General features: G+C 71.5%; 14 protein-coding genes and 5 pseudogenes. 12 read left to right on the forward strand and 7 right to left on the reverse strand.

Annotated features, from left to right (window positions below):
- Positions 1-157: 157 nt before the first annotated feature.
- Positions 158-1,243: a DUF5937 family protein gene (locus ABT025_RS36370; protein WP_351002956.1), complete on the reverse strand. Its 1,086-nt coding sequence runs from the start codon at positions 1,241-1,243 to the stop codon at positions 158-160.
- Between the two features lie 99 nt (positions 1,244-1,342).
- Here ABT025_RS36370 and ABT025_RS36375 point away from each other — a divergent pair, with 99 nt between their 5' ends.
- Together ABT025_RS36375 and ABT025_RS36380 are read left to right on the forward strand one after the other, a co-directional pair.
- Positions 1,343-2,557 (forward strand): MFS transporter, encoded by a 1,215-nt coding sequence (locus ABT025_RS36375; RefSeq protein ID WP_351002958.1) that lies wholly within the window; start codon positions 1,343-1,345, stop codon positions 2,555-2,557.
- A gap of 185 nt (positions 2,558-2,742) precedes the next feature.
- Positions 2,743-3,099, forward strand: a complete 357-nt coding sequence (locus ABT025_RS36380) for a hypothetical protein (protein ID WP_351002959.1) — start codon at positions 2,743-2,745, stop codon at positions 3,097-3,099.
- Positions 3,100-3,238: 139 nt separating this feature from the next.
- Here the strand turns inward: ABT025_RS36380 and ABT025_RS36385 are convergent, their stop codons facing one another.
- Together ABT025_RS36385 and ABT025_RS36390 are read right to left on the reverse strand one after the other, a co-directional pair.
- A complete protein-coding gene (locus tag ABT025_RS36385; protein WP_351002960.1) occupies positions 3,239-3,619 on the reverse strand; it encodes a hypothetical protein in 381 nt (126 codons plus the stop codon).
- Positions 3,620-3,993: 374 nt separating this feature from the next.
- The gene (locus ABT025_RS36390; RefSeq protein ID WP_351002961.1) at positions 3,994-4,725 is read right to left on the reverse strand and encodes an SDR family NAD(P)-dependent oxidoreductase; all 732 of its coding nucleotides are present in this window, start codon (positions 4,723-4,725) and stop codon (positions 3,994-3,996) included.
- A 94-nt stretch (positions 4,726-4,819) separates the two neighbouring features.
- Here ABT025_RS36390 and ABT025_RS36395 point away from each other — a divergent pair, with 94 nt between their 5' ends.
- From ABT025_RS36395 to ABT025_RS36405, 3 genes are all read left to right on the forward strand, one after another.
- Complete coding sequence (locus ABT025_RS36395) at positions 4,820-5,671, forward strand: LysR family transcriptional regulator (protein WP_351002962.1); 852 nt, start codon at positions 4,820-4,822, stop codon at positions 5,669-5,671.
- Between the two features lie 420 nt (positions 5,672-6,091).
- The gene (locus ABT025_RS36400) at positions 6,092-7,069 is read left to right on the forward strand and encodes an ATP-binding cassette domain-containing protein (RefSeq protein WP_351002963.1); all 978 of its coding nucleotides are present in this window, start codon (positions 6,092-6,094) and stop codon (positions 7,067-7,069) included.
- The gene (locus ABT025_RS36405; protein ID WP_351002964.1) at positions 7,066-7,851 is read left to right on the forward strand and encodes an ABC transporter permease; all 786 of its coding nucleotides are present in this window, start codon (positions 7,066-7,068) and stop codon (positions 7,849-7,851) included. The genes ABT025_RS36400 and ABT025_RS36405 overlap by 4 nt, the downstream gene beginning before the upstream one ends.
- Here the strand turns inward: ABT025_RS36405 and ABT025_RS36410 are convergent.
- A complete protein-coding gene (locus tag ABT025_RS36410) occupies positions 7,832-10,954 on the reverse strand; it encodes an ATP-binding protein (RefSeq protein WP_351002965.1) in 3,123 nt (1,040 codons plus the stop codon). The two genes, ABT025_RS36405 and ABT025_RS36410, sit on opposite strands and share 20 nt — an antisense overlap.
- Before the next feature lie 294 nt (positions 10,955-11,248).
- Positions 11,249-11,899, reverse strand: a complete 651-nt coding sequence (locus ABT025_RS36415) for an MOSC domain-containing protein (protein WP_351002966.1) — start codon at positions 11,897-11,899, stop codon at positions 11,249-11,251.
- Positions 11,900-12,265: 366 nt separating this feature from the next.
- Here ABT025_RS36415 and ABT025_RS36420 point away from each other — a divergent pair, with 366 nt between their 5' ends.
- From ABT025_RS36420 to ABT025_RS39610, 5 genes and pseudogenes are all read left to right on the forward strand, one after another.
- A complete protein-coding gene (locus ABT025_RS36420) occupies positions 12,266-13,795 on the forward strand; it encodes a helix-turn-helix domain-containing protein (protein WP_351002967.1) in 1,530 nt (509 codons plus the stop codon).
- A gap of 348 nt (positions 13,796-14,143) precedes the next feature.
- Complete coding sequence (locus tag ABT025_RS36425; RefSeq protein ID WP_351002968.1) at positions 14,144-17,044, forward strand: ATP-binding protein; 2,901 nt, start codon at positions 14,144-14,146, stop codon at positions 17,042-17,044.
- A gap of 45 nt (positions 17,045-17,089) precedes the next feature.
- The gene (locus ABT025_RS36430; RefSeq protein WP_351002969.1) at positions 17,090-17,227 is read left to right on the forward strand and encodes a hypothetical protein; all 138 of its coding nucleotides are present in this window, start codon (positions 17,090-17,092) and stop codon (positions 17,225-17,227) included.
- A gap of 62 nt (positions 17,228-17,289) precedes the next feature.
- Positions 17,290-21,240: a S8 family serine peptidase gene (locus ABT025_RS36435; RefSeq protein WP_351002970.1), complete on the forward strand. Its 3,951-nt coding sequence runs from the start codon at positions 17,290-17,292 to the stop codon at positions 21,238-21,240.
- Between the two features lie 53 nt (positions 21,241-21,293).
- Positions 21,294-21,532: pseudogene (locus tag ABT025_RS39610) on the forward strand (hypothetical protein); the annotation flags it as partial.
- Positions 21,533-21,548: 16 nt separating this feature from the next.
- On the opposite strand, the pseudogene ABT025_RS36440 reads toward ABT025_RS39610, so the two are convergent.
- Positions 21,549-22,584: pseudogene (locus ABT025_RS36440) on the reverse strand (glycoside hydrolase family 3 protein); the annotation flags it as partial.
- A gap of 2 nt (positions 22,585-22,586) precedes the next feature.
- Between ABT025_RS36440 and ABT025_RS36445 the strand changes: the two are divergent.
- Positions 22,587-23,378 (forward strand): annotated as a pseudogene (locus ABT025_RS36445) (substrate-binding domain-containing protein); the annotation flags it as partial.
- Positions 23,379-23,502: 124 nt separating this feature from the next.
- Here the strand turns inward: ABT025_RS36445 and ABT025_RS36450 are convergent.
- Positions 23,503-23,649: pseudogene (locus ABT025_RS36450) on the reverse strand (ricin-type beta-trefoil lectin domain protein); the annotation flags it as partial.
- Between the two features lie 3 nt (positions 23,650-23,652).
- Between ABT025_RS36450 and ABT025_RS36455 the strand changes: the two are divergent.
- Positions 23,653-23,824: pseudogene (locus ABT025_RS36455) on the forward strand (non-reducing end alpha-L-arabinofuranosidase family hydrolase); the annotation flags it as partial.
- Between the last annotated feature and the right edge of the window lie 95 nt (positions 23,825-23,919).

Below are 23,919 nucleotides of genomic sequence, written 5' to 3' on the forward strand. Positions count from 1 at the left end.
CCTTGGGGGCGGGGGCCCCGGGGGGCCTTTACCGGGGTGTCCTGGGGGCCCCCCCGGCGCGGGCCGGTACCGGCCCGCGAGGACCGCGCAGCACGCCGGCGGCGCCGTCTCCGGACGGACGGGTCGGCGCACCGCTCCGCAAGCGGACCGAAGCCGCTCAGCGCAGTACGGCCGCCAGCAGGTCGGTCCCCAGTGCCGTCAGACCGGGCAGATCGACGGTGTAACGGACGTAGCGACCCTGCCGCAGGGCCGTGACCAGGCCCGCGCGGCGCAGGACAGCGAGATGGCGGGAGACCTCCGGGGGCGAGAGCTCCCAGGCGTGGGCCAGCTCACCGGTGGTGTGCGGACCGCGGGCCAGGGTACGCAGCAGCCGCAGCCTCACCGGATGCGCGAGCGCCTCCAGCCGTAGCGTGACCGTTTCCAGCGATACCGGCTCTGCTGGACTCGCCTCGGCCACGGGGTACTGCACCACCGGCTGCCACCCGGGCGCGTGGACCACCATCAGGTGCGGGCGGCCGAAGACGCTGGGGAGGAAGGTGACCCCGGTGCCGCGGGCGGAGGTCGCACTGTCCTGCAGCTTGTCCACGATGATGCAGTTGCCGTCCGGCGCCAGGGTGACGGCGCCGGAGACCGACGCGAGTGCCGCCCCGGCACCCTGGCGCTTCAGCAGATCGTTCTTCAGGCGCAGGTCGGTGGCGAGTTGCACCGCGACGCCCGACCAGGCGGCGTCGAAGAAGGCGTCGGCGCACTGTTCGAGGGTGTGACGCACCCGTGCCCGCACGGCGGCCGGGTCCGCGAGCAGCCGTTCCGCGAAGGCTTCTTGGAGCGCGCCGCGGGCCTGGGCGAGGTCCAGGGCCCGCTCGCGCGCCGTCGTGTCGGCGAGCGGCGACGGCGAGGCGAAGTGGACCCGGTTGCTGCCGCACGTGGTGATGAGCGCGGCGGTCACATAGGTTTCGTCGTCGATCCGGTCCACATCGTCCAGCTCCTCGGCGAGGGTCGGCCGGGGACGGGCGGGGACCAGGAAGTCGGCCCGTGAGGAACGCCAGAGGAACTCCGCCTCCCTGAGCCGCTCGGCCAGTTCCGGCCGCAGCCCGGCCCAGACGTCCGCGGCCCAGCCGGCGAACTGCGGGTGATGTGCGGGCTCGGCCAGCACGTGCAGCATCGCGGTCAGTTCGGCCAGCGGGGAGGCGGCGAACCGCAGTCGCCCGGACGGCAGGCCGCCGATGTCGATCCTCAACGTCATCCCCTCATCATCGACGGCCGGATGGCCGACGAACGCCTCGATTGACGATGTCCGTCAACCGGCATGGCCGGCCCGCCCTCCGAACCCACCGTTGACGCCATGGCAACCACCACCAAGATCCGGCCGCGCGCCCTGATCCATGCCTCCGGAGGCCCCCGCTATGCCGTCGCGCTGGCTGTGGACGCGCTCGGCACCGGCATGCTGCGGCCCTTTCTGCTTCTCTACGGGCTGACGGTGCTGAGGCTGTCCGCGCCTGCCACCGGCATCGCCATGACGCTGGGCGTCGTCGTGAGTCTGGCGTGCATGCCCGCTGTCGGCCGCTGGCTGGACCGGGGCGCACGCAGCACGGTCGTGGCGGCGTCGATGCTGGTGCGGGTGCTGGGCGTGGTGCTGCTGCTGGCCACTCCGGCGGGGAACGTCTGGCTGTTCGCGACGGCGGCGCTCTTCCTCGGCATCGGCAACCAGGCATGGCCGGCCGCCCATGCGGCTCTCGTGGCCACGGTCGCCCACGGCCGGGAACGCGACGCAGCTCTCGCGGGAGGCCGCGCCCTGCGCAACGCCGGCCTGGGCGTGGGCGCGCTCCTCGCCACCGCATGCCTGGCGGGCGGCACCACCGCGCTGCAGGCGCTGGCGGCCGTCACGGGGCTCGCCTATCTCGCTGCGGCAGCCTTGGCATGGTCCGTTCACCTGCACGCGCATCCGGCCGCGATTGCGGCCGAGGACGGGGCCGACGGGCCCGCACCTCGGATGCGTGTGCTGCTGGCGGCCAACGTGATCTACGTCTTCTGCCTCAACGTCCCCGAAATCGCGCTGCCTCTGGTCCTGGTGACGCAGTTGCACGCGTCACCGGTGTGGTCGGCGGCCATCTTCGTGGCCAACACGGTGCTGGTGGTCACCTTGCAGGTTCCGGTCACCGTCCTGATGTCCCGCTTCTCCCGGCGGGCCGTCCTGGCTCTTGCCGGCGTGATACTCACCGCGTCCTACGTCGGCTTCCTCGCGGCCACCTCGCTGGGACACGGCTGGAGTGCCCCGGCCGTCGCCATGGTGTCCGTGGTCTGCGCCATCGGCGAGATCATCTATGCCGGCAGCGCCACCGCGCTCGTCACCGCCCTCGCCCCGGCCCATGTCCTGGGACGCGCCCTCGCCCGCTTCCAGCTCTCCACAGGCTTCGGCCTCGCCGTCTCCCCTGCGGTCATCACCTCTCTCGCCTCCCACGGTTCGACTGCTCTCTGGGGCAGCCTCGCCGGTGCGACGCTTCTGTCCGCCTCCGCCGTCGCCACCGAGAAGGATCAAGGAACGCGGCTCAAGGGTTGATGTCGCCGGGCGCGAGCAGACGCGCGGGCCCGGCGATCGGTCCACAAGGACGACTGCCGACCCGTCCCGTCTCACCCTCAATTTGACCGCCGCCTGGCTCGCACCGCGGGAAGGGGAGGCCCGGCGGGGGTGGCGGGAAGGGCAGGGGTGGCGGCGGTGGCGTGGATGGGCGATACGGTGATCGCGTGCTGGAGTCCCTGCCCGCCGATGTGGTTTTCGTGCTCGCCGCCCTCCTCGACGAGGCCGATCCGGCTCACGCCGTGCTCCGTCGGCAGATTCCCCACCTGCGTGTATCGGGTCGCTGCACATGCGGATGCGGCACGGCCTGCTTCGAACTCGACACCGCCTCCGTGGAGTCGGCGCCGTCGGGCCGGGGGACGGTGGTGGCAGCTGAAGTCCGGATATACCTGGAGGACGGCGATTGCCCCGGGGAGGTTCTGGTCTTCGCGGAGAACGGCTACCTGTCTTGGCTGGAAGTCTGCTCCTGGAGCGACACCGTCGATGTCACCCTGGCCACTGCCCAACAGTCACTTCGGCGCTGACGCCGGGGCTCGCGCATGGAGTTGTCACCGGAGACCGCGATATCCGCCCTGGCCGGCCGTCCGGCGTGAACACGCCGGCATCACGAGTCCGTGGTGGCCGGCACGAGTCCGGCGCCGGACCCTACGTATCCGATGCCGACTAACAGTGACGGCCATCAGGGCACTCGGCAAGCAGCACACCGAAGACCCAGAAGAACAGGACCGGCACACCGGACACCACTCCCATGACGAGGAAGCGCCGGCGGGCCTGCCGGCGGTGCCCGATGAGCGCCACCACAGACCCCGCGGCGGGCGCGACCACCGCACTGCCCAGAGCAGCCGCCCCGAATGCCCTGCCGAACTCCTCCCGCACCTCCGGGAACCCCATCGCGAAAGCGATCACAGGAGTCAGCAGGATGAGGGGAGAAGCCGCCCACCAGTACGACAAAGCCGTGATCACCCGGTCCACCCCGGCAGGCTTCGGGCGATCGGGCGGCACATCGCCGGAACGCGGGTCCGGACCGACACGGAGTGATGGCATGCCCGAACCATGGGCAGTGGCGCCTGAACTCCGTAAAGGCCAGGGATGACAGCCCAGTTGGCCGGCGCCCGCACCAGCAGGTACGTCGCCGAACGCTTCGGTCACCAGAACCCCGTGACCGGATTCCGATTCGCGGGTGAACCCGTGCGACGACCTTGGCCAAGCAGCGTGACCCGATGTGACGGAACGCGGTGGCCGGAACCATGAGGGTGTGATTCGGACCGCGCGGGTCACGCTTGTTGGAACCAAGTGGTCACGCTGCTTGCAACCTGCGGTGAACAGCCCTTCGTGTCCGAACCAGTGTCGATGAACCTGTTCGAGACGCGCGGCCGAAGGCACCACACCTCAGCGGGTGGTGACCGCCCGGGGCGGCATCACCAGGGCACTGCTCCGGCGTCATCGAAGAACTTGCCGGTGGGGCCGTCGTCGGGCAGGGTCGCGAGTTTGATGGCGATCGCCGCGCCCTGTTCGGGGGTGCGAACCCCGCGGAAGCCGTTGAGGTCGGTCGCGACGTAGCCGGGGCAGCCGGCGTTGATCAGGATGTTCGTGCCGCTCAGTTCCCGGACGTACTGGAGAGTGATGGCGTTCAGGAACGTCTTCGACGGCGCGTACGCCGCGGCCACCGGACCCACCGTCTGCTCAGTGGCGGTTCCTGACTGCCGGGTGAGAGAGCCGACGCTGCTGGACATGTTCACGATCCGCGGTGAGGCAGAGCGGCGCAGCAGTGGCAGCATCGCGTTGGTGACGCGAATGACGCCGATCACGTTGGTCTCCACAACCGTCCGGATGGTGGCGGGATCGACCCTGGTGGGCTCCTGCGGCATGCCGCCGGTGATGCCGGCGTTGTTGACGAGCACGTCGAGGCGCTCGGCCTGCTCCTCGATCAGCCGTGCGGCGGCGGTCGCGCTCGCGTCGTCGGTCACGTCCAGCGGTACGCCGAACGCGTCGACACCGGCCGCGCGCAGTCTCTCCACCGCGGCCTTACGGCGCTGATCGTCGCGGGCGCCGACGCCGACACTCCAGCCGAGGGCACCCAGGCCCGCGGCGATCTCGTAGCCGATTCCCTTGTTCGCGCCGGTGACCAGCGCAATCTTTCGTTCGCTCATGGAGACGATGCTGTCTCGGTACCCGGCCGGGGTCCAACACCGATTGAGTAGGCGGCGATACCTTCCGGGTATGAATCCGCAGTAGCGTGGCCGCATGGAGACCCGGGAACTGCGATATTTCGTCGCCGTCGCTGAAGAGCTGCACTTCGGACGCGCCGCGCAGCGGCTCGGGATCGCGCAGCCGCCGCTGTCCCGGGCGATCCAGCAGCTCGAACGCCGGCTCGGGGCAACGCTGCTGGATCGGACCAGCCGCGCCGTCACACTGACCGACGCCGGTTCGGTGCTGTTGACCGAGGGCCGCGCGGCGCTCGACGCCGTCGACGCCGCCGAGCGCCGGACCCGCCGCGCCGCCCTGTCCGTGACCGGCCGTCCCGGCCTGGTCCTGGTCACCAAAGCCAGCGCGTCCAGCGAACTGCTGGCGAAACTGCTCGCCGCGTACGCTGCCGAACCCGACGCGGTCCCCGTCGACGTCATCCTGTGCGGCCCGGCCGAGCAGGAACGATTCCTGCGCGAGGGCCGGGCCGACGTGGCGCTGCTGCACCGGCCGTTCGACTCGGTGACCGGGTTCCACACCGAAGAGCTCGGCACGGAGGGCCAGGTCGTGGTTCTGCCGGCCGGGCATCCGCTCACCGTCCGGGCTCATGTGCGCATGGACGACATCACCGGACTGCCGGGGCTGCCCCTGCCACGTTGGCCCGCCCCCGACGGCACCTACGCGACCGGCCCCGGCCCGCAGGTCCGCGACCACGCGCAGTTGTTGCAGCTCGTCGCGCTCGGCCGTGCCTGCGCGGTCTCACCGGAGTCGTGCCGAGCCCAACTGCACGCGGACCTCGCCGCCGTGCCCGTGCTGGACGCGCCGAAAGTCACGACAGTGATCGCCTGGCCACCGCACAGCCGGTCCAGGGCCGTCGCCGACCTTGTCCGCACTGCGACAAGTCTCCAGTAGGTCCGACCCGCTTTGCCGGCTTCCACCCATCGCGTCCCGGCTCACCTGACTGGCCGAGCAGCTCGGCAATCGTGCCCAGAACTCTGCCACTTGGCCACCCACGGCGTCCGGGCACGTCCAGGCCCATCCAGGTGTGCATAGGCGCGCCCAGGCCCCTCCAGGCACGTCCAGGCACGACAGTCCCGCGGTACGACAACACTCTTCGCGGAGGTTGTGCCGGGGCTGCGCGGGTGGCCGTGCCAGGGGCTTCGCCGCAGTCTGCGACGGTGTCGGCGTCCGCCGAATCCGAGGCGCGGCGCTGGCCGCACCAAGGGAGTAACGGCACGAGAATCATCGGGCGTTGCCGTCGGCCGCCCGGTTCCAGAGCACTGAAACCGTCGTGAAACCGCGGTGAATGTGCGCTGCCGCAACCTCCTCGGCATGACGACAACGACTTCGCACTCTCTCGCCATCTCGGCCAAGGGACTGCGCAAGGCCTACGGGGACAAGACGGTCCTCGACGGCATCGACCTCGCGGTGCCTGCCGGTACGGTCTTCGCGCTGCTCGGCCCGAACGGTGCCGGCAAGACCACCGCCGTGAAGATCCTCTCCACCCTCGTCACCGCCGACGCCGGCCGGATTCACGTCGGCGGCCACGACCTGGCCGTCGACCCGCAGGCCGTGCGTGCCGCGATCGGCGTCACCGGGCAGTTCTCCGCCGTCGACGGGCTCATCACCGGCGAGGAGAACATGCTCCTCATGGCCGACCTGCACCACCTGCCCAAGGGCGAGGGCCGGCGGGTCGCCGCCGAACTCCTCGAACGCTTCGACCTGGTGGAGGCCGCGACGAAGCCCGTCTCCAGCTACTCCGGCGGCATGAAGCGCCGCCTCGACCTCGCCATGACGCTGGTCGGGAACCCGCGGATCATCTTCCTCGACGAGCCGACGACCGGCCTCGACCCCCGCTCGCGGCACAACATGTGGCAGATCATCCGCGGGCTCGTCTCGGACGGGGTCACCGTCTTCCTCACCACCCAGTATCTGGAGGAGGCCGACGAACTGGCCGACCGCATCGCGGTGTTGAACGACGGCAGGCTTGCCGCCGAGGGAAGCGCCGAGGAGTTGAAGCGGCTCGTCCCCGGCGGGCATGTGCGGCTGCGGTTCGCCGACCCTGACGCGTACCGGACGGCCGCTGTCGCCCTGCGCGAGGCGACCCGGGACGACGAGGCGCTGTCACTGCAGATTCCCAGCGGCGGCACCCAGCGCGAGCTGCGCGCCATTCTCGACTGGCTGGACACCGCCGGCATCGAGGCCGACGAACTGACCGTGCACACCCCCGACCTCGACGACGTGTTCTTCGCCCTGACCAGCTCCACCGTGCCGAGCCAGACCAACCAGCCCAAGGAGACAGCCCGATGAGTACCCTCCCCCTCGCCGTCCGCGACTCGTCCACCATGCTGCGCCGCAACCTCCTGCACGCCCGGCGCTACCCGTCCATGACCCTGAACCTGCTGCTCACGCCGATCATGATGCTGCTGCTCTTCGTCTACATCTTCGGCGACGTGATGAGCGCGGGTATCGGCGGCTCGGACCGCTCCGACTACATCGACTACATCGTCCCCGGCATCCTGATGATGACCATCGGGAGCACCGTGATCGGCGCTGCGGTCTCCGTATCCACCGATATGTCCGAGGGCCTCATCGCCCGCTTCCGCACGATGGCGGTCTACCGCGGCTCGGTGATCGTCGGACATGTGGTCGGCAGTGTGCTTCAGGTGCTCGCCAGTCTGCTCCTCGTCGGAGCGGTCGCCGTGGCCATCGGTTTCCGGTCCACGGACGCCACGGCCCTGGAGTGGCTCGCGACGGTCGGGCTGCTCGCACTGTTCGCCACGGCGCTCACGTGGATCGCGGTCGGAATGGGTATGGCCAGCCCGAACGCCGAGGCGGCGAGCAACATGGCCATGCCGCTGATCCTGCTCCCGCTCATCTCCAGCGCCTTCATCCCGGCCGGCACGATGCCGGGCTGGTTCCGGCCGATCGCCGAGTACCAGCCGTTCACCCCGGCCATCGAGACCCTGCGAGGCCTGCTGCTCGGCACCCCGGTCGGCAACAACTGGTGGATCGCGATCGCCTGGTGCGTCGCGCTGATCGTGCTCGGCTACCGCTGGTCGATGGCCCAGTTCAACCGCGACCCGAAGTGAGCGCGCGGGCTGCCTCCCGCAGCTCGTCACGTTCCAGGGCGGCATACTCCGACACTGCGTCGGCGTACGCCGCCCGGTCGGCGTTCCCGGCCGCCTGCCGGGCACGGTCCGCCGACATCGTCGGCTGGAAGTCGCGCATCACCCTCAGCCGTTCGGCCAGTGCGAGCATCCGTACGGCCGTGGCATCGTCGTCGTCGTCGGATGCGAGCCCCGCCAGGCCCAGGGCGTGCAGCACCGTCCCGAACACCGGGAGCTGCCAGGGCGAACCGGGCGGACCGGACAGCAGGGTCCGCAGCCCGTTCCGCAGCCGGCCGAGCGGCTCCGCGACCAGTTCGAGACGGCCGGCGTACGCGTGCGCCGTGACGGCCGCCGACTGGATGTGCAGCGCCGACGGGTCGAGCCAGAGATCGTCGCCCCGCAGCGGGCCGGCCTCGGGCATCCGCTCCACGGCACCGCGCCACAGGCCGAGGCCGACCTCCGTCAGCCCGCGGGCGAGCGCGATCTCGGCCCTCCCGGCGAGGTCGGGCCGGTAGAAGGAGTCCTGCCGCGGGGAGTTGTCACGCTCCGCCTGCCGCAGCCAGTACTCGGCCTCCTCGGGATTGCCGCACTGCAGGCAGGCAAGGACGAGGCTCGTGCGGATGAAGAGGTAGTCGTGCCCGTCGCCGAGCCGCGGCACCACCTCCAGCGTCGCCCTGAGGTGCTCGTACGCCTCTTCGCCCCGCCCCGTCCGCAGGCACAGCTCGCTGAGCCGGGAGTGCCCCATGAGCTGCATGGACGGACTCTCGACCGGGGCCAGTTCGGTGAGTATCCGGCGGGCCGAGGTGAGCGCCCGGTCGATGTCGTGCTCGTACTCCCAGACATAGGTGGCGATGGACTCGGCGACGCCGGCGATCAGCGGCTGCTCGCTGTCACAGAGCCCGCGCAGCGTGTCGTGGTCGGGAGGCACCATCTCGGGGATCGCGCTCAGCACGGCTGCGATGGCACGAAGGAGCGTGTCCGGCGGCGCGCCGGGCAGTCGCCGGAGGGTGACGAGCTGGCGTACGGCGACCGGGCCGTGGGCCATGAACAGGCCCGCCGTGCACATCACCGCGGCGGCGCGGGCGACTTCGACGTATGCGGGTTCGGGGCGGTAGTGCGAAAGGATCGGGCCCGTGTCCGCGGCGAGTGCGGCGAGGCGGGGGAAGCCGGAGTCGGTGGACCACAGGGCGGCGAGGACCGCGGTGAGGGCGGCGAGGGCGGGGGCGTCCCCGCGGGCCAGGGCATGCCGCAGGGCGAGGACGAGGTTGTCCTGCTCGGGCCTGATCCGCTCCCAGGCGGCCCGCGGTTCCGGGCCGAAGAACCAGTCGTGGTGGGTGGCCCCGAAGTCCCTTGCCCAGGTGAGGAACCGGTCGATGACCTCGTCGCCCTCGCCCGCCTCCGCGCGCCGTGCCGCACTGAACTCCCGTACGGTCTCCAGCATCCGGAACCGCGCACCGGCCGGGGTGTCGGCAACGGTGAGCAGCGACTGATCGGTCAACTGCTCCAGCAGGAACAGCGCGTCGTCGCCGAGGATGTGTTCCGCCGCCTCGCCGGAGAAGCCGCCGGGGAAGACGGACAGCATGCGCAGCGCTGCCCGGGCGTCCTGCGCGAGCAGGTTCCAGCTCCAGTCGACGACCGCGTGCAGGGTGCGGTGGCGCTCCGGGGTGTCCCGGGCTCCGCCGCGAAGGAGCGTGAACCTGTCTCCGAGGCGGCGTGCGATCTCCGGCACCGAAAGCACTCGCACCCGCGCTGCGGCCAACTCCACCGCGAGCGGCAGCCCTTCGAGGTTGCGGCACAGTTCGGCCACCGCGTCCGGCGGCAGTTCCACGCCGCTCCGGGCGGCCCGGGCCCGCTGGGTGAACAGCTCGACCGCGGTGTCGGGGCCGAGTTCCGGCAGCGCGTACACCGCCTCCGATGTGAGGCCCAGCGGAGCCCGGCTGGTGGCGAGCACCCGCACTCCCTTGGAGGACGAGACCAGGGCGCGTACGAGGTCGGCGGCGCCCCGGACCACCTGTTCGCAGTTGTCGAGGACGAGGAGCGCGGGCCCGGAGCCGAGGACGCCGAGGATGCCGGCCACCCGGTCGGCCGCGGACTGTCCGCTCATGGTGCCCGCGCCGAGCGCGGAGGCCACCTCCGTGGCCACGTCCGCGTCAGCGGTGACGCCGGCGAGCGGCACGAAGTACACCAAGCGCTGTTCGGCCCGGCGGCTGACGGCGTGCGAGACCCGGGTCTTGCCGAGGCCGCCGGGGCCGGCCACCGTGACGGTGCGAGAGGTGCGCAGCAGGCGCTGCACCGCCGCGACGTCCTCGTCCCGGCCGAGGAGCGGATTCGGCTCGTGCGGTACTCCGTGCCTGACCACGGGCGCCTCGCCGCGCAGCAGCTCGTGCTGTACGGCCTTGAGCCCGGCGCCCGGATCCGTGCCGAGCTCGTCGCGCAGTTCACTGCGGTACGCCTCGTACCGCGTCAGCGCGGCGGAGGGGCCCGCCGTCGCCGCCTCGCCGCGGAGCAGCTCGGCGAGCACCTCCTCGTCGCGCGAGTGCTCGGAGGCGGCCGCGGCCAGCGGCCCGGCCGCCTCCGCGTGCCGCCCGAGCCGGGCGAGCGCGAGCGCCTGTGCGCGTACGAGCGTGCCGCGGACGGGGGCGCGCTCGGCACGCAACGCGGCCACGGGGTCGTCGGTGGCGCCCGCCCCGTCGGGCGTGCCGGCCCACAGCGCGAGACCCGCCTCGGCCGCGGCGAGCGATCCCGTGTGGTCCCCTGCCCTGGCCCGGGACGCGCTCGCGGCGGCGTGCAGCAGCAGGGCGGAGGTGTCGACCTGATCCTCGGCGAGGGCGAGCCGGTATCCGGTGGGCGTACTGGCTATGACCTCGGCTCCCAGCAGCGACCGCGCCCTGGACACGAGGACCTGTACCGCCTTTCCCGGCCGCTCCGGCAACTCGTCCGGCCACAGCCCCTGCACGAGCCGTGGGCTGCTGCAGCCCGTGCCCAAGTCGCCTGCGAGCAGCGCGAGAAGACCGCGAAGCCTGGGCGCGGTGACCTCCTGTCCCCGATAGGCGACACGCGGCAGCAAGGTCAGGTCGATGGTCACCCGTGCAGGTTAGAGCCTTCGGCAGTCGGGGGTGGGTGAAGGAGCGGGGCCGAGTGCGTGCGGTTGCGCGGCGGAGGATCGAGGCAACACGAAGGGGCCCCACGCCTGAGCGGTTAGCGGGGAGTTGGCGATCGGCGGCAACGCGGAAACGGGCCCCCCGCCCCCTGTTTCGAGCGACGCGAGAGCTTGCGGGAACGCGTGCCCGGTCCTGCGACGCCGCCGCCGTGGTTCCCCCTTGGCGGACTTCACGGACGAGACCGGCCGAGACCGAAGGCGCTGATGGCGGCGGTGTGCCTATGCGGACGTCCGCCGCCGGACCATCTCCTTGCTCTCCGCCGGCAGCGCATCGGCGACCAGCAGTCGCGGCAGCAGTTCGGCGTCGAGAGTCATGGCCCGGAAGGCGAGCGCAACGGTCACGTCGTGATCGGGCCGGTGCACGATCTCGACCGGGTCGCCGGCCCGGATGTCGCCCGGCTCTATCACCCGCAGATACGCGCCGGGCAGGGCAGCCTGCGTGAACCTCATGATCCAGCCCTCACGCCCCAGCCGGCCCTGGAACGTGACGCACGGGATCCGCGGGCACGACACCTCCAGGACCACATCCGGCCCGATCCGCCAACGCTCCCCGATCAGGGCGCCGTTGACGTCCAGACCCAGGGTCGTGAGGTTCTCCCCGAAGGCTCCGTTCGCGAGCGTCCTGTCCAGCTCGGGCTCCCAGCCGTCGAGATCCTCACGGGCATAGGCGTAGACGGCCTGGTCGAAGCCCCCGTGATGCTGCACGTCGTAGACCCGGTCACCGGCGAGGCCGACCGCTCCGGTGCCCTTCGGCCCGGGGTCGGCAACGGCGACCGGTCCGGCGACGGGACGCTTGTCGATCCCGGTCGCGCCCAGCCCCTTCCAGGGGTTGGGGCGGGGGCGGCCGATATTGACGGAGAGCACCTTCATGCCGAGGACCATACGATCCGCCGTGCGCTCCGTCGACACGGTTTCCGGCCCGTACCGAGCAGCGCCGGGATGCGCCCCTCGCAACCTCCCGCCGAATGCGCCCCTCGCCACCTCCCGCCGGATACGGCCCTCGCACCTCCCGCCGGATACAGCCCTCGCACCTCCCGCCGGATGCGCCCTCGTCGCCTCCCGCCGGGTGCCGATGGACGCACTCCGCGTGCCGAACCGACCCGGCGGGCGGATCCTGTGTGTGGACAGCGCGTCCGTGCCGAGTCGCGTCCGTCTCCCGCGGCTCTGCACTCGGCCGTCACTCGAATGCCACACCCCCACACCAGCCCCATCTCATATCTGAGATAGCCTTTCGGCATGTCAGATGACTACCTCGTACGTATCGGCAAGCTCATCCGTGACGCCCGCCAGCACCGGGGCTGGACACAGAGCCAGCTCGCCGAGGCGCTCGCCACCAGCCAGAGCGCCGTGAACCGCATCGAGCGCGGCAATCAAAACATCAGCCTTGAGATGATTGCGCGCATCGGTGAAGCACTCGACAGCGAAATCGTGTCGCTCGGCTACGCCGGTCCCATGCACCTGCGCGTCGTCGGCGGGCGTCGCCTCTCCGGGGCCATCGACGTCAAGACCAGCAAGAACGCGTGTGTGGCGCTGCTCTGCGCCTCGCTGCTCAACAAGGGCCGCACGGTGCTGCGCCGGGTGGCCAGGATCGAGGAGGTCTACCGCCTCCTGGAGGTGCTGAACTCCATCGGCGTACGCACCCGCTGGATCAATGACGGCACCGATCTGGAGATCGTCCCGCCGGCCCGGCTCGACATGGACGCCATCGACGCGGACGCCGCCCGCCGGACCCGGTCGATCATCATGTTCCTCGGGCCGCTGCTGCACCGCATGGACCGGTTCAAGCTGCCGTACGCCGGCGGCTGCGACCTCGGTACGCGCACCATCGAGCCGCACATGATCGCGCTGCGCCGCTTCGGTCTGGAGATCGCCGCGACCGAGGGCATCTACCACGCCCAGGTCGACCACTCCGTCACCCCCGGCCGCCCCATCGTGCTGACCGAGCGCGGCGACACCGTGACCGAGAACGCGCTGCTGGCCGCCGCCCGGCACGACGGCACCACCGTCATCCGCAACGCGTCCTCCAACTACATGGTCCAGGACCTCTGCTTCTTCCTGGAGGCGCTCGGCGTACGGGTGGACGGCGTCGGCACGACGACGCTGACCGTGCACGGTGTGCCGACCATCGACGTGGACGTCGACTACTCCCCCTCCGAGGACCCGGTCGAGGCGATGAGCCTGCTCGCCGCCGCCGTCGTGACGGAGTCGGAGCTGACGATCCGCCGGGTACCGATCGAGTTCCTCGAGATCGAGCTCGCGGTCCTGGAGGAGATGGGCGTCGACTGCGACCGCACCGCCGAGTACGCCGCCGACAACGGGCGCACCCGCCTGGTCGACCTGACGGTCCGGCCCTCCAAACTGGAGGCGCCCATCGACAAGATCCACCCGATGCCCTTCCCGGGCCTCAACATCGACAACGTGCCGTTCTTCGCGGCCATCGCCGCCTCGGCCCACGGCCAGACCCTCATCCACGACTGGGTCTACGACAACCGGGCGATCTACCTCACCGACCTCAACCGCCTCGGCGGCCGCCTCCAGCTCCTGGACCCGCACCGGGTGCTGGTCGAGGGCCCGACCCGGTGGCGCGCGGCGGAGATGATGTGCCCGCCCGCACTGCGGCCGGCGGTGGTGGTGCTGCTCGCGATGATGGCGGCCGAGGGAACCTCCGTACTGCGCAACGTGTATGTGATCAACCGCGGTTACGAGGAACTCGCGGAGCGGCTGAACTCGGTCGGTGCACAGATCGAGATCTTCCGCGACATCTGAAAGCCCGCAGGAATAGCATCGTCGCACCCCTCCTGACCTGCACAAATGCAAGGATAGGAGGGGCGTGACGGAGTCCCTGGGAGGATGCGGGTCGGTGAACCCGCGCCCCGGCGCCCGGGACACCTCTGCCCAAGCCCGGCCCAGATCGGTTGCCGCCCCTCCGGCCCAGGCCGACAACGACGAACTCACCGCCCTTGCATATGCATCCGGACTCTTCCCGTTCGCGCGTTGCTCGTGTTGTATATACGCAGCACAGAGCAGCACGGGCGATGCCGGCAAGGTCCACACACGGTTGCCGGCCCCCGTGGCGGCGAACGCGACGAATCCGAGTCGGTGACGTTTTCCTCCATGCAGAGACTCGGTGCGGGCGACGGCCGGGACGAGCGGCCCCCCGCGACCCCCGCTTTGGTCGGCCGCGACGACGAACTGCTGCGGCTGGTGTCCGTGGTGAGCCGTGCTCCCGGCGTCGCCGTCGTCGAAGGCGAGGCCGGAATCGGCAAGACCCGGCTGGTCGCCGAACTGGCCGCGCACCCCGCGTTGGCCGGCCGCCGCCTCCTCGTCGGCCTCTGCTGCCGAATCCGCGAGCCCTTCCCGCTCGGCCCTCTCCTCGACGCCCTCCGTGACATCGGCGCCCACCTCGACCCGCAGCGGCTCTCCCCCATCACCGGCGTCCTTCGCCCCCTCCTCCCCGAGATAGCCGACCGCCTCCCGCCCGCGCCCGATCCCCTGGACGACCGCGTCGCCGAACGCCATCGAGTCTTCCGCGCGGTGACCGGCGTCCTCGCCACACTCGGCGAGACCGTCCTGGTCATCGAGGACGCCCACTGGGCCGACGAGCAGACCGTCGACTACCTCGGCTACCTGCTCGCCCATCTCCCCGCCTCGCTCGCCGTCGTCCTCACCTACCGCGGCGAGGAGGCCGACCTCGCCCTGCGCGCCGCCACCACCCGCCTGCCCCCGTCGCTCTCCCACGCACGCATCCACCTGCGGTCCCTCGACGTCGCCCAGACCGGCTCCCTGGCCTCCGCCCTCCTCGACTCCGCCCAGCCGCTGTCCGAGGAGTTCGCCGCCTATCTGTGCGAACGCACCTCCGGTCTGCCCTTCGCCATCCACGAGCTCCTCGCCCTGCTGCGGGAGCGCGGCACCCTGGTCCGCCGCGGCACCGGCTGGGCCCGCCGGGCCCTCGACGCACTCGACGTCCCCGCCGGCGTCCGCGACTCCGTCCTCGAACGCGTCGGCCGCCTCTCCCCCGCCGCCCGCGCCGTCGCCGAGACCACCGCGGTCCTTCAGGAGCCGATGCCGCTCGCCGTGCTGACCGCCGCGGCCCCGCTCCCACCGACAGACACCCTCGACGGCCTGACCGAAGCGCTGGAGTCCGGCCTCCTGGAGGAACGCGGCACCCGCATCTCCTTCCGCCACATGCTCGCCGTCCAAGCCGTCTACGAGCGGATCCCGCTGCCCCGCCGCCAGGCGCTGCACACCCGCGCCGCCGACGCCGTCCGCCAACTCACCCCCACGCCGCTCGGCCAACTCGCCCACCACCTGCGCGAGGCGGAGCAGTTCGGTCCGTGGGTGGACGCCGCCGAACGCGCCGCAGAACAGGCCGCGAGCCTCGGCGACGACACCGAGGCCGCCCGCCTCCTCGAGGACGTGCTGCGCACTGCGCCGCTGGAATCCGGTCGGCAGATCACCCTCACCGTCAAGCTGGGCTATGCGGCCTCCCGCGCCACCCAGCCCACGGATGTGGGCGACCTGCTGGCCGGCGCCCTCAGCAAGGACCCGCCGTCGTCCGAACGCGGTCAACTGTGGTTTCTGATGGGCCTTCAGTACGAGCGGTCGGGCGCCGACCCCGTCGAGCAGCGCGCCGCCTACCTCCGCGCGGTCGAGGATCTCGGCGACCACCCCGAGATCGCCGCCTGGACGATGGTGGGCCTGGGCGTCCCGATGGTCGATGGCGTCCCACCCGCGGAGCACGCCACCTGGCTGGATCGGGCCTTGGAGCAGGTCTCGGCCATCGCGGACCCGGCCTCGGCGATCTCCGTCACGGGCAAGGTGGCCATGGTGATGGTGGCGAAGGGCGACCCACGCTGGTCGGGTCTCGCCGAGCAGGTCATCACGTACGTAGCCGGTGTGCACCCGGACTCCCGGGAGGCCGGGGCCTGTTACTCGCTGGCCTCCGATGCCTGCCTCGCCGGCCACCACAGAACCGTGCACCGTCTCCTGGAGGTCGCCGACCGCAACGAGCCCAACGGGCAGGCGGGCCTTCACGGCCGCACCGTCACCCTGCTGCTCGCCCACTGCAGCGGTGCATGGGAGGGCCTCGACGACGCGATCGCCGACGATCTGCGCACCCAGCCGGTCCTGACCCACCACCGGCGCGTGCTGGAGACGCTGCACGCCTGCGGGTCCGCCGTGCGCGGCGACCCGGAGGCCGCGGATTCGCTGCTGGAGGTGAGCCTCACGCGCCTGACCGAGTCGGGCGAGGCCGATGCGCTGCCGCTACCCGCGTCCGTGTACTTGCGGCTGGCCACCACGCGTGGCAAGGCCCGGGCCGCGCTGGCCGCGACGGCGGACATGTTCACCGTGTGGCGCAGCAGGGGCCTTCAGACACTCGGCGTGCGTGCGCTGCCCGCTCTGGTCGACGCGCTGATCGCCGTCGGCCGACCGGGCGAGGCGGCCGACCACGTGGTCCGGTTCGAGGACGATCTGCGCGATCTGGACGCGCCCCTCGCCCCTGCCGCCCTGCCACACGCGCGCGGGCTCCTGGCCGCCGCGTCGGGCGACGCGGTGGGCGGGCAGGCCCTGCTGATCGAGGCCGCCGAGGCGTACGACACGATCCCCTGCCCGTACGAGGCGGCGCAGGCCCGCGAACAGGCGGCGACGTGCCTGTTCGCGGTCGGGGACTCGCGGGCCGAGTCGGTTCTCCGGTCCGCCCTCGACCGATACGAATCGCTCGGCGCCCGCTGGGACCTCGACCGGGCCACGCAGTTCGCCCGCGGTCACGGCGTCCTGCTGCGCACCTCGCACCGTGGTGGCCGGAAGGGCTACGGCGAAGGGCTGTCGCCCCGTGAGCGGCAGGTGGCCGAGCTGGCGGCCGTCGGGCGCACCAATCGGGAGATCGCGGAACTGCTGTTCGTCTCGGCGCGCACGGTCGAGGGCCATCTTCGGGTGGTGCTGCGCAAGTTGAGCCTGCGCTCCCGCACCGAACTCGCGCACCACCTGGGCCGCTCGCGGATCAAAAACACGTAGTTTCCCGCATAGCACCGGAGGCACGCACGGCGCGACGCTTGTGCGATGCCAGATTCCCCCTCCCAGGACGAGCAGGCCCCGGCCGAGTCGACGGCACCGGATCCTGACGAACCGCCACATCCGGTGCCGCAGGACCCGCCGGCTCCGGACGAGGCCCCGGACGACGGATGGGTCGACGCCTGACCCGTCCCGCCCCTGACGCTCCCTCTCCACCACCCGTCACGCAGGAAGGCCGTGTCCTCACCATGTTGATACATCAAGACAAAGACCGCTCCCGGTCCCGCCCCAGACGCCGCACCCTCGCTGCCGTCGGCGTTGCCGCACTGGCCACCGGGCTTCTCACCCCGATGACCTCACAGGCCGCCGGGGCCACGGCCGCGAGCGCCGACGGAAAGGTCGTCGCGGTGCCGGGCACGGGCGCCGTGGGCGGCCGATGGACCGTCACGCTGATCACCGGCGACACGGTGCGCCTCACCGAGGACGCTGCCGGCCGCTACACCGTCACACCCGACCTGACGCCCCGACCTGACGGCCGCATCCCCTTCTTCCGCAGCCGGTCCGGGCCGGACGGGGTGTTCGTCATCCCCGACGACGCCCAACAGGCCGTCGACGCAGGGATCCTCGACCGCCGGCTGTTCGACGTGAAGTACCTGGCCCGCAACGACTTCGCCGACGGCAGGGCCGCTCAGTTGCCGGTGATCGTCCAGTACCGGGCGGGCATGGCGCAGCCGTCAGTCGCGGCCACCGCACAGGCCCTGCCCGCCAGTACCGAGAAGCGCTCGCTGCCGAGCATCCACGGCGCCGCAGTCTCCGTCGACAAGAACAAGGCCGAGGACTTCTGGACCACGCTGCGCGGCAAGATCGGCGCCACCTCGGGGATCGCACCGAAGGCGCTGGCCGGCGGCGTCGAGAAGGTGTGGCTGGACGCGAAGGTGACGGCGAGCCTTTCCGAGAGCGTGCCGCTGATCGGCGCGCCCGAGGCATGGAAGGGCGGCTGGGACGGCGAGGGCGTCACAGTCGCCGTCCTCGACAGCGGCATCGACGCCACCCACCCCGACCTGGCCGGCAAGATCGCCACCAGCCGCAGCTTCGTCGCCGGCCAGACCGTCGCCGACGGCCACGGGCACGGCACGCATGTCGCCGACACGATCGTCGGATCCGGCGCGGCCTCGAACGGCTCACGCAAGGGCGTGGCCCCCGGTGCCCGGCTGGCTGTCGGAAAGGTGCTCGACAACGCCGGCTCCGGCGCCGAGTCGGACATCATCGCCGGCATGGAGTGGGCCACCGGCGAGGCGGGCGCCAAGGTCGTCTCGATGAGCCTGGGCGGCGACCCCACCGACGGCACCGACCCGCTCTCCCAGGCCGTCAACGACCTCAGCGCCTCCACCGGCGCGCTGTTCGTCATCGCGGCGGGCAATGCGGGCCCCGGCAGGACGACGATCGGCACCCCCGGCGCCGCTGCCGCGGCCCTGACAGTGGCCGCCACCGACAAGTCCGACAAGCTGGCGAGCTTCTCCAGCCGCGGCCCGCGAACCGACGGAGCGCTCAAGCCGGACATCGCCGCACCGGGCGTGAACATCACCGCCGCCCGTGCGGCGGGGACGAGCCTGGGCACACCTGTCGACCCGCACTACACGACCCTCAACGGCACCTCCATGGCCACCCCGCACGTCGCCGGGGCGGCCGCGATCCTCGCCGAGGAGCACCCCGACTGGAGCGGGGCGCGGCTGAAGTCCGCGCTGATGAGCACCGCCAAGGACGACGGCTACACCGCCTACGAGCAGGGCGCCGGCCGTGTCGACGTGGCCCGAGCCACCGCGCAGAAGGTGACGGCCACGACGGCAGGTGCCGACTTCGGAGCCATCCCGGCGGACGACGACGCCGCGGCGGACCGGAAGGTCACCTACGCCAACGGCGGCGACCAGGATGTGACGCTCGGTCTGGCGTCGACGTTCGGCGGCGCGGACGGGGCCGTGGACGGCGTCCTGACGCTCAGCGCGCAGACCGTGACCGTCCCGGCAGGCGGCACGGCCGACGTCACCGTCACCGTGCAACCCGGCGGGCTCGCCCAGGGCTCCTACTCCGGCAGCGTGGTCGCCACGGACCCGTCCGGGGACCGCGTCACCACCCCCGTCGGCCTGCAGCGCGCGCCGAAGACGGTGCCGCTCACGATCCACGTACTGGACCGCCACGGACAACCGGCCGTGGCACACCAGTTCTCCGCCTGGGCCGCGGCCGTCGACATCCCCGGCGTCTACGGCGCTCCTCCTGGCACCGTCCCTGCCAACGGCACCTACCAGACCCGGGTCGAGCCCGGCACCTACGACGTCGGCGGCTTGGCGACCCTGGACGCCGACGACGGAGGCCCCTCCACCCTGTCGCTGCTGGAGGAACCCCAGGTGACTGTCGGCGACGCGGGCGCGGAGGTCACGCTCGACGCCCGCAAGGCCGTCCGCCTGCGCCCCGAGACGCCGCGGCCGATCGACATGTCCCATGCGCGCGGCGCAGTGACCTTCGCGCGTCGCACCACGGACGGCACGATGCTGGCCGGCGCGACCATGGGCGTGATGAACAACGTGTACGTGACGCCCACTCAGCGGGTGACCGTGGGCCGGCTGCTGTTCTCGACCCGGGTCACCGCCGCCAACCCGCAGCTGTCGGCGAGCGTCACAGCACCCTCGAAGTACCCGCTCCACCCGCTGCAGTTCGAGTACTTCGACAAGGGCCGGAGCCTGCCGAACGGCGCGGACACACCGTTCCCGGCCGGGACGCAGAAGCGCCGCCTGGCCTATGTCGGACTCGCGAGCCCTGAAGAGATCGCCAAGGTGGACCTCAAGGGCAAGATCGCTGTCGAGATCATGACCGTCGACCCGGCGGCCGGATCCTACTGGGGCTGTGGCATCTACAACGACCGCATCCGGCAGTTGAAGGACGCCGGAGCCGTCGGCGTCGTCCTGTTCGCCGACACCGCCCCGGGCGGATGCCCGATCACGGTCTGGCCGACCGAGCCCGATCCCCCGGCGCTCCCGGTCGCACAGGTCCTCCATTCCGAGGGCAACGCGCTGCGCAAGCTGCTCGCCGACGGCCCGGTGACGCTGTCGGTGACCAGCAACCCTCAGATCGACTACACCTACCAGCTGCAGAGCTACGAGGACGGCCGCGTCCCCCCGAGTCTCACGAAGCGTTACACCGGCTCGCAGTTGGCGACCGTGCGCGCCCGCTACCACTCGGCGGCGACCCCCGCCGGGGCGATGGGCGCCGAGGACTGGCAGAGCTTCAAGCCCCGCGAGAACGTCTCCTTCGGAGCCGCTTTCTCGTTCGCAGCGCCGTCCGAGCGCACCGAGTACCTCGGAGGATTCGCCGCCGACACCCTGCGCATCGCCGAGGTGGACACCGGGGACGGCACCTGGCAGACAACCTCGTCGATCGTCGACCGGCCGAGCCGGAGCACCCAGGAGTGGTCACCGGCCCCGGCGACGCCGGGCGTCCAGAGGGCGCCCTCGATCACCGGGGTCCAGTGGCGGACGCAGTGCGTGATGTGCCGCCAGGGCGACACCTTCGTTCCCGCGTACGTCTCGGCCGTGGGATCGGGTGAGCAGGTCAGCGAGGGCGGCTACTACAACGCTAATGCCCGGCTGTTCAGGAACGGCACCGAGATGGCGCGCACGCCGTCGCCGTTCCCGGGGGTGCCGGTCTTCACCCTGCCGAAGGAGGAGGCGGCCTACCGACTGGAGCAGAGCGGCGCGGGCAACGCGGACGTCTGGACTTTCCGCTCGCGCGGCCACGGCAAGGACACCGCACCGTTGCCGTACACGTGCCTCGCGCAGCTCGGCGCGACCAGCCCCTGCAACCCACTCCCGCTGGTCTTCGTCGGCTACGACCTGGCCGGCACGCAGGCGTTGGACAACACCGTCCCCGCCGGACACCGGCACACCTTCGAGATCGACGTCAGCCACGCCCCGTCCACCGATGCGCTGCCGGCCATCGCCGGGCTGAAGCTTTCCTACAGCACGGATGACGGGGCGACCTGGAAGTCCGCCACCGTCCGCAAGGTGCGTCAGGGCGTGTACTCCACTTCTCTCACCTACCCGAAGCTCGCCGCCACCAAGGGCGCCGTCAGCCTCAGGGCCGAGGCATGGGACACCTCCGGCAACAAGGTCGAGCAGACCACCACGCGGGCGTTCCCGCTGAGGTAGCGACGCAGCGCACCACCCGGCTGGATGAATGAGCCCAAGGGCGGCCTGCGGGCATGGCGCGAGGGTGCTCAGGGCCGGTGTGTGAAGACGAACCGGGCACCCTCGCGACAGCACTCCATGCCCGGGTCGACGAAGAGTTGTCGGCTTCGCCGTGGCCGGCCCGTGGGTGTCCGGCAGCCGGGGTCATGCCTGCGATCAGTGATGCCCAGCTGGTCACCCGGCGATGGTGCCACCGCTGCTCGGCTCTGCCTCCGAGCGGCGGTGGCTTCGCCGCGCAGGCCGGGACTTCCGCCGGCCGAGTGTGGGTGGACGGCCCGGTTCTCCGGACCGTCCAGGTGGATCCGGCCGCGCAGGGCTGCCGGGACGTCCGAATCCACCCCGTCGAGCGCCGCCGGCACGGGGTTCCAGTCCGGGTCGAGCAGGCCGAGCGACACCTTCTGGGTGAGTACCCGGCGCAGGGCGCGATCGATCAGCGCCGCCGGCAGACGGCCGTCGGTGACGGCCTCGGTCAGAGGGGTTCCGTATGCCTTGACGTCGGGCAGTTCGACATCGATGCCCGCCCGCAGCGCCGCGCCGGCTGCTCCGGCCCAGTCCGCCGCGATGCCGTGCAGGGTCTTGAGGAAGGCGATGGCGAAGTAGTCGGCGACGACGGTGCCGCCGAAGCCCCATGTGGTGCGCAGCGGGCCGGTGAGCAGCTCCTCGTCGGCCGCGGACGGTATGCCGTCCGTGTCGGTGTAGGCGTTCATCACCGACCGGGCACCCCCCTCACGGATCGCCGTCTCGAAGGGAGGAAGCAGAACGTCGGCCCGCTCCCGAGGCCCCGCGGAGGAGGGTGCGAGGTTACAGCCGGCACGGGAGGCCGAGTAGCTGGCGAAGTGCTTGAGGGTGGCGACGATCCCGGCGGACTCCAGGCCCTGCACGTAGGCCGTCCCGATGGTGCCGACGAGGTACGGGTCCTCGCCGATGGCCTCCTCGACCCGTCCCCAGCGCGCGTCGCGCACCACATCCAGGACGGGTGCGGGCCCCCGGTGGACGCCGACGGAGCGCATGTCGCGGCCGATGGCGGCGGTATGCGCCGCACCGTGTCCGGATCGAAGGTGGCGCCCCAGGACAGAGGCACCGGGTAGGCCCCCCCCAGGCGGCGAACCCGGCCAGACACTCGTCATGCGCGAGAGCGGGGATGCCGAACCGGTTCGTCGCGGCGATACGGGTCTGGGTGCGGGCCAGGGAGAGCGCGCCCAGGGCGGGGTCGACCGGAACCGTACCGAAGGGCCGTGTCAGCTGGCCCAGTCCGGTGGGCAGGAGTGCGTCGAGATCGACGGCCGCCTCCCGCATGTCGTGCTGGGTCGTACGTGGCCGAGACGCTGGAAGGCATCATCGACTCAGCCGCCGAACTGGGCGCCTCGGTCGTGATCAGCAAGGCTTCCAGGGCCCCGCACTGGACCCGGAACCTGGTCTCCTCCGGGCGCCGCGCCGTCATCGCCGTCACCAGCGTGTACACCACAGCGCACCTGAACGAACTGGCCCGGTCAGGGCTTCCGCTGGTCGTCCTGGACCCACTGCACCTGCCGGACAGCCGGGTCAACAGCGTCGGGACCACAAATTTCGCCGGCGGCCTGGCGGCGACCCAGTACCTGCTCTCCCTGGGCCACCGCCATGTCGCCTATCTCGGGGGACCGGCCATGGCGGTGTGCAACCAGGCACGGATGCACGGCTACCGTGCCGCCATGGAGGCGGAAGGGGTGCAGGTGTCCGACACCTGTCTCCGGTCCGGGGAATTCACGTACGAGACCGGGTCGCTCGGCCCCACGGCGCTCCTGGGCCTGCACGAGCCTCCGACAGCGATCTTCGCGGGCAACGACGAGATCGCGGTCGGCGCCATCGAGGCCGCCCGCGCCCTAGGCCTGCGCGTCCCCGAAGACCTGAGTGCGGTCGGCTTCGACGATACGAGCCTCGCCGAGATTGCCTCGCCGCCGCTGACCGCCGTGCGCCAGCCGCTACGCGAAATGGGCGGTGCGGCCCTGCGTACCGCCCTCCGGCTGGCCAACGGTGAGAAGGTCGGCTCCCACCACATCGAACTAGCCACCGAACTCGCGGTGCGTGCCTCGACCGCGCCGCCCCGCGTCGAGGCTCTGTGAGCCGCGCCGGACACGAGGGCCCCGGGCTGCCGCACCACGGCGGCGACCCGGGACCATCAGCGATGTCTTCCTGGAGGGGCGGGAGAAGCCGCACCACAGGCAGTCATCGGTTCGCCCTTCAGGTCAGGGTCCAGCGCTGGTTGCTGCCGTTCGAGCAGGAGTAGAGCTGGACCGAGGATCCGTTGCCGGAGCCGGCGGCATCCAGGCACTTGTTGCCGTAGACCCGCAGCTCACCGGCGGCGGTCTGCTCCCACTGCTGGTTGCTCGCCGCGACGGCGGCAGCAACCAGAAGTGAACCGGTCTGACCGGGAAACCGCCGACGGACGGCGAGTGTGCACTTCCGTCGGCGTACCGCTGGTCGTCCACGGGTGTACTGGCGAAGCCGGCGAACGGGCTGGGCGGCGGTGAAGGACTTCACCACGGTGACGCACAACGGCAAGCACCTGAGGGCTGTCCCGTAATCCCTGGCGGGCGCGCGACGACAGCTACGGCACCTCGCCGCGTTGTCGGAACGTCCGAATACATCCAGTATGCGGACGCT

Origin of the sequence: Streptomyces sp. NPDC002809 (assembly GCF_040295435.1) — a bacterium.
In the GTDB taxonomy this organism is placed as follows: domain Bacteria; phylum Actinomycetota; class Actinomycetes; order Streptomycetales; family Streptomycetaceae; genus Streptomyces.